This is a genomic window from Novosphingobium sp. (assembly GCF_041915465.1).
Taxonomy (GTDB): Bacteria; Pseudomonadota; Alphaproteobacteria; order Sphingomonadales; family Sphingomonadaceae; genus Novosphingobium.
Genome location: NZ_JAYSBK010000191.1, coordinates 1 through 1,781, shown reverse-complemented (window position 1 = coordinate 1,781; position 1,781 = coordinate 1). Strand labels below are relative to the sequence as shown.

Sequence of the window (1,781 nt, the reverse complement as noted above, 5' to 3'; positions counted from 1 at the left end):
GCCCGGATCGCGAAAAAGTAACGGCGCGTCCGGGTTCGGGTTTTGACGGGGACTGTTAATTCCCGTTCATTGCCACGACAGCGAAGGGCGGCTATCCCGCCCGTCAAACAGTTTCAGCCAGTTTCGAGATTGCCCAGCATGATCCCCAGCATGATCCGCCGTACGTTTGTATCGCTTGCCATCGGCCTCACGCTGGCTGCCGCCCCGTCCTTTGCCAAGGACAAGGCACCGGTTGCGCCGCCCGCCCCGGCGATGAGCGCCTATGTCGATCCCGACCCCAGCCACGATCCCGACAATGTGCTCGTGCTCGACCTGTCGAACGGCGGGCGCGTGCTGATCCGGCTGATGCCGCAGTGGGCACCCAATCATGTCGAGCGGATCAAGACGCTGACCAAGCAAGGCTTCTACAACGGGGTGATCTTCCACCGCGTGATCGATGGCTTCATGGCGCAGACCGGCGATCCCACGGGCACCGGCACGGGCGGCTCGCAACTGCCCGACCTCAAGGCCGAGTTCAATTACATGCCGCACGTGCGCGGCACCGTTTCGATGGCGCGCACCGACCAGCCGGACACCGCCAACAGCCAGTTCTTCATCGTGTTCTACCCGCGCTTCGCGCTCGATCATCGCTACACCAATTTCGGGCGCGTGATTTCGGGGATGGACGCGGTGGATACCATCGTGCGCGGCGAACCGCCGACGAACCCGACACGGATCGTCCAGGCTTCGCTCTATTCGGAAAACAAGCCGCGTCCGGCCGCTCCCGCACCGGCTGCTGCACCGGCGGCGATCTCGGCCGACATGCTGACCAATTCGAAGTCGAATTAAGCGCGCTAAAGCGCTAGGGGCGGCGCATGCGCGTTGACCTCTTCGATTTTGAACTCCCGCCCGAAAACATCGCCCTGCGCCCTGCGCGCCCGCGCGACTCAGCGCGGCTGCTGCTGGTGCCGGGCGCCGAGGGAGCCTTTGCCGACCTGACCGTACGCGACCTGCCGCGCCTGCTGCGGCGCGGCGATGTGCTGGTGTTCAACGACACCCGCGTAATCCCGGCCCAGCTTGAAGGGCGGCGCGGCGACGCGAAGATCGGCGCGACGCTGCACAAGCGGATCGACCTGCGCCGCTGGCAGGCCTTCGTGCGCAACGCCAAGCGGCTGCGCGCGGGCGACGTGATCGCGTTTCCGGCAGGCGTTTCCGCCGTGGCCGAGGCGCGCGGCGATGATGGTAGCTGGACCCTGGCATTCCAGGGCGATGAGCCGGTCGAAGCTCTGCTGGAGCGGGCGGGCCAGATGCCGCTGCCGCCCTATATCGCGGGCAAGCGCGCCACCGACGTCGAAGACAAATCGGATTACCAGACGATGTTCGCCGCCAAGGAAGGCGCGGTTGCCGCCCCAACCGCCGCGCTGCACTTCACGCCCGAACTGATGGCCGCGCTGGCAGAGGCCGGGATCGGGCACGAAACGCTTACCCTCCATGTCGGGGCGGGCACGTTCCTGCCGGTCAAGGCCGAGGATACCACCGAGCACAAGATGCACGCCGAATGGGGCACGATCGATGCCGCCAGTGCCGCGCGCCTCAATGCCGTGCGCGCTGCCGGGGGCAGGGTGATCGCGGTCGGCACCACCAGCCTGCGCCTGCTCGAAAGCGCCACGGGTGAGGATGGGGTGATCCAGCCATTTTCGGGTGACACGGAGATCTTCATCACTCCGGGCTACCGCTTTCGGGCGATTGACGGGCTGATGACAAACTTCCACCTGCCCAAGTCGACCCTGTTCATGCTGGTT

At 65.9% G+C, this 1,781-nt stretch carries 2 protein-coding genes; both read left to right on the top strand.

The features are described 5' to 3' along the window. The first annotated feature begins 150 nt into the window (after positions 1 to 150). Positions 151 to 828 (top strand): peptidylprolyl isomerase, encoded by a 678-nt coding sequence (locus ACE3SN_RS16865; protein ID WP_374532003.1) that lies wholly within the window; start codon positions 151 to 153, stop codon positions 826 to 828. A gap of 26 nt (positions 829 to 854) precedes the next feature. Then, positions 855 to 1,781: tRNA preQ1(34) S-adenosylmethionine ribosyltransferase-isomerase QueA (queA, locus tag ACE3SN_RS16860; RefSeq protein ID WP_374532001.1), on the top strand; the 927-nt coding region annotated here is incomplete at its 3' end.